Here is a 1,753-nt window from a genome sequence, read left to right as displayed (position 1 = left end):
CGGCATCCGCCGCGGCCTGCTCGATTCGCCCGTGCGCGTACAAGCGCTCGGCGGCGTGCTGACCGTCGCCTGGAACGGCGAACAACTCCGCATGACCGGCCCGGCCGAATCCGTCTTCACGGGCCAGGTCGACATCGACAAGCTCGTCTTTTCCATGGCGCTGAACCGATAACTCTATGACCGATACCGCTTTCACCGCCCAGGACATCGCAGCCTTTCTGCAAGAGAATCCCGGCTTCTTCGACGAACACGCCGAAGTCTTCGCCACCCTGCAGGTGCCGCACCCGCACGGTTCGCGCGCCATCTCGCTGGGCGAACGCCAGATCCTAACGCTGCGCGAGCGCACCCGCGAACTCGAATGGCGCCTGAACGAACTGGTCCGCAACGCCACCGCCAACGAGACCATCGGTTCGCACGTGGCCAAGTGGTGCTGCCGCCTGCTGTCCGAATGCGATCCGCAGCTGGTGCCCGGCGAAATCGCGCTGGGCCTGGCCGAACAATTCGAACTGAATCACGTGGCGCTGCGCCTGTGGAACCTGTCCGAACTACCCGATCACGGCTACGGCGAGCCCGTATCCGATGACGTACGCACCTTCACCGACAGCCTGAAGACGCCGTATGTCGGCGCCGACACCGCATTCGAAGCGGTGGCGTGGCTGGACACCAAGCCCAAGTCGCTGGCGCTGGTTCCCTTGCGCCTCGAGGCCGACGGCGCGGCCGTGGGCCTGCTGGTGCTGGGTTCAGACGACCCGGAACGTTTCACGCCGGAAATGGGCACGACGTTTCTTGAATCCGTCGGCCAGCTGGCGTCGGCGGCGTTGCACCGGTTGAATCCGGCCTCGCCCAAGGCGTAAGGCTGCCGGGGCGGACAAGGACAACGCGATGCAGAAAGCCGAGCAGAATGCGGAGCAAGAAGCCGAGCAAGCCAACAATCCGCCCCCGCTGCCGGATCCGATGCGCGCCTGGCTGCGCCATCTGGAGACCAACCGCCGGTACTCGCCCCATACGCTGGATGGCTATCGGCGCGAACTGCATTTCCTGCGCGAACTGGCCGACAAGGCCGGTCTGCCGCTCGACAAGCTCGGCAACGGCCACATCCGACAGTTCGTCGCGCGCCTGCACGCGCAAGGCCGCGGTCCGCGCAGTCTCGCCCGCACACTCGCGGCGTGGCGCGGTTTCTATCAATGGTGGGCGCCGGCCGTCGAACTGGCCGGCAATCCCGTCGCCGGCGTACGCGCTCCCAAAGCGCCCCGTGGCCTGCCCAAGGCCTTGTCGGTCGAACAGACGCAGGCTCTGCTGGAAAGCGCGCCGGCGCAGGTCGCCACCGAACCGGCCGCGCTGCGCGACCAGGCCATGTTCGAGCTGTTGTATTCCAGCGGACTGCGGCTGTCGGAACTGGTGGGACTGGACCTGCGCTACGAGCGCACCGCCGATTACGAGTCGCGCGGCTGGCTGAATCTGGATGATGCCGAAGTCGTGGTGCTGGGCAAGGGCGGCAAACGCCGCTCGGTGCCGGTCGGTCAGCAGGCCCTGGCCGCGCTGCGCAAGTGGATCGAGGTGCGTCCGCAGCTTGCGCTGCCCTCGCCGCCGCCCGCAGACGCGGCCGCGCTATTCCTGGGCGCCCGCGGACGCCGCATTTCCCCCCGCGTGGTGCAGTTGCAGCTTGCGCGCATCGCGCAGACGGCGGGCGTGCCCACGCATGTGCACCCCCACGTGCTGCGCCACAGTTTCGCCAGCCACGTCCTGCAATCCG

2 protein-coding genes and 1 pseudogene are annotated in these 1,753 nt (G+C 67.5%); all 3 read left to right on the top strand.

What is annotated here, in order from left to right; all coding sequences use genetic code 11:
• Positions 1 to 172, top strand: a pseudogene (locus tag B3446_RS25680) (diaminopimelate epimerase); the annotation flags it as partial.
• A 4-nt stretch (positions 173 to 176) separates the two neighbouring features.
• A complete protein-coding gene (locus tag B3446_RS25675) occupies positions 177 to 854 on the top strand; it encodes a DUF484 family protein (protein ID WP_291386715.1) in 678 nt (225 codons plus the stop codon).
• A gap of 28 nt (positions 855 to 882) precedes the next feature.
• On the top strand, positions 883 to 1,753 hold an 871-nt coding region (locus B3446_RS25670), incomplete at its 3' end, for a tyrosine recombinase XerC (RefSeq protein WP_291386713.1).

The sequence above is a fragment of the Achromobacter sp. UBA5777 genome, from assembly GCF_002418565.1.
Taxonomy (GTDB): Bacteria; Pseudomonadota; Gammaproteobacteria; order Burkholderiales; family Burkholderiaceae_B; genus Achromobacter; species Achromobacter animicus.
This window is presented reverse-complemented; position numbering and strand designations above follow the sequence as displayed.

What these genes read in the sequence shown, in the direction of transcription:
- B3446_RS25675 (WP_291386715.1), top strand. Translation starts at nt 177, where the DNA reads ATGACCGATACCGCTTTCACCGCCCAGGACATCGCAGCCTTTCTGCAA.